3 protein-coding genes are annotated in these 2,631 nt (G+C 48.3%); 1 reads left to right on the forward strand and 2 read right to left on the reverse strand.

Translation table 11 applies throughout. The features are described from left to right. Positions 1–1,616 (forward strand): hypothetical protein (locus AB7U36_RS22165; protein WP_428161773.1); only part of this gene is annotated, 1,616 nt, incomplete at its 5' end. 111 nt (positions 1,617–1,727) lie between these two features. On the opposite strand, the gene atpE is transcribed toward AB7U36_RS22165, so the two are convergent. Together atpE and atpB are read right to left on the reverse strand one after the other, a co-directional pair. Next, positions 1,728–1,997, reverse strand: a complete 270-nt coding sequence (atpE, locus tag AB7U36_RS22170; RefSeq protein ID WP_320040685.1) for an ATP synthase F0 subunit C — start codon at positions 1,995–1,997, stop codon at positions 1,728–1,730. A gap of 92 nt (positions 1,998–2,089) precedes the next feature. Beyond that, the coding region (gene atpB / locus AB7U36_RS22175; protein ID WP_428161774.1) for a F0F1 ATP synthase subunit A at positions 2,090–2,631 on the reverse strand (542 nt) is incomplete at its 5' end.

Genomic DNA, 2,631 nt, shown 5'->3' on the forward strand with positions numbered 1-2,631 from the left:
AAAACCTCATTGTTACATCGGATGCCCCTGTGGAAAAACTGAAAAACAGAATCCTGGCCACCCTTTTCTCCCAAAACACATACCAGCTTAAAGTACAGCTTGATCACGCCGCAGAAATAGCCCAAAACCCGGGACTTGGAGAAACAGATGAAAAGTATCTGCGCCAGGCCCAGACCGCACTTGTCCGGCACAAGCATCAGCTTGACACAGACCCTGGCCTGAAAAGACAGATAAAACATCTTCGACATCTGCTGGCAGAAAAAGTACGTTGCGCTGAACCCGGCCACATGGGATATGACGCGTGGGAAAATTGTCTGAACCTTGTCCCCTGGCACCACCCTTATGTATTCAGTGAAGCCATTACCTTCCAGATGACTTCGGGCTGTTCCAATTTCTGCCGGCGCTGCAATGAATGGGCGCTTCCAAAAGTCAGGCGTCATTTCAGCTTTGATGCGGTGAATACCTTTATTCAAAAATTTTGGGAACAGGGAAACAGGGATCTGGCCCTTTACGGCGGATCAGACCCTCTTGACTGGTGTGATTTTCCCCATGACATTACCCATGTGCTTAACCGCCTTGAAGAACCCTGCCAGTTCAGCCTGCTGACGAAAATACCAAATGGAAAGGGAGAACTTGCAAAAGCGCTGATAAAGGCTGGCATCCCCGTGTCTGTCAGCCTGACCGACCGCAACCGGGACAAAATTGGCCTTCTTGAAATTCAGATGGGACAGCCTTTTACCAAACAGCATGCCACTGCCGATCTTTTAATTCCGGCTGGTCTGGATGAAGATTTTTCCACGGTCAAGCCCTCCATTACAGACAGCTACGGCACAGAAATCTCCCCGGACGGGTGTTTTTCCGTTATTCCGGCATTTACCAGCGCATTGCATCCCTTTGGGCATAAAAAAATCAGGATCACGGCCCAAAGCGCATTCATCCCCAGAAAAAAGATAGGTCGCCCTGCCCTCTTAGTGGATTACTTCAAACCCCTTGAGGTGGTCACTGAACAGGGTTTTTCCATTTTACCTGCGCTTCTGGATGTTCAGGTGGAAAATATCCTTTTTGATAACGGCCGGGATGAACTGACCCCGCCGGGCATGAGAAGCATCAGGGAATATTTTGACGTGTTTTCGGACAAGGCGCGGCGCAAAAGAAAGAGCCTGACCCCTTCGGTGGTCAAACGGATAAAAAACAGGTATCTGAACGCCACCCGGTTCCATGACCTTTGCCCCAAAAAGCAAATTGCCATGAAAGACGAAATCCTTGACCACGTTCGGTTTACAAAAAAAGATATCGTTGCACAGGCAAGGACCTGCAGTATCTCTTTTTTCCTTGCCGCCATTCATGCCTATATTCAGGACCAGCCCATAAACTGCCGAATTATCCGGCAGTTGACCCTGCAGGAATATATGACCCTTGCAGCGCTATTTCAGGATACGGACCCAATGTCGCCCATTGCCCAAAGGCTTGAAAATCCGGATACCGATCCATGGCTGCTGTTCAGGTATCATGCCCTGAGCCTGGTTCACAAAGGGCCTACAAAACAGGTAGACCAGTTTATTCAGGATTATCCTGGGATTTTTCACCCGGAAAAGGACCGGTTTATTCCGGCTTGATGCCGAAAAACAATCAGAAGGTAAAAATATAAGTGAATAAGTGAATGAAAAAAGGGGCGTCTCCTAGGAGACGCCCCTTTTTAAACGAATGTATCGTTAAACAGCTGGGTATTAATGTCCGCCAAGTGCGGCAACAGCAGGACCGATTGCAGGATGAACAAACAGAAGGATCATCGCAACAACCAGAGCATAGATACACAGAGATTCGATCAGAGCAAGACCGATCAGCATGTTCACCTGGATTTTACCAGCGGCTTCAGGGTTTCTTGAGATACCTGACATGGCACCATTCAAACCAAGGCCCTGGCCAATGCCGCAACCAAATGCAGCGATGCCAATGGCAAAACCTGCTGCCCAGACACTACCAACGAGAAATTCCATGAGATTTACTCCTTTAATAAAGTATTATAACCGAACGGGCTTCTTCCAAAATCCCGTAAAAAAGACTTCGCTCTTGCATTCATCAATTCAACTTAATGTGCTTCTTCAATGGCGCCTGCGATGTACATGGTCGGCAGCAGGAAGAATACAATGGCCTGAATCAAGGATACAAGGATACCCATTGCCATAATAGGAAGGGGTACCAGGAAAGGCCCGGCCAACATCAGAAGGATGCCTACCACCAGCTCATGGCCCATCATGTTGCCGAAGAGACGTAAAGTCAGGGACAGTACCCGTGCCAGGTGACCAATGATTTCAATGATAAGGAAAAGAGGCATAAGTGCGGGTACGGGTCCCAGGAAATGTTTAATATATTTTGCACCGTGTTTATTGATGCCGATCACGTGGCTCCAGGATACGACTATGATGGCCAGGGCAACAGTGGTGTTGATGGAAGCTGTGGGAGGATAGAATCCGGGAATCAGACCGAACAGGTTGCCTAAAAGGACAAACAGGAAAACAGTCAGCAACAGGGGATAGGTATCTCTTCCCTCTTCGCCGGTGATACCAACCATAAACGTTTCAAGTCCGGAGATGAGTACCTCAAAAACATTCTGAACGGTCTTGGGCACCA

Source organism: Desulfobacter sp. (genome assembly GCF_050177295.1).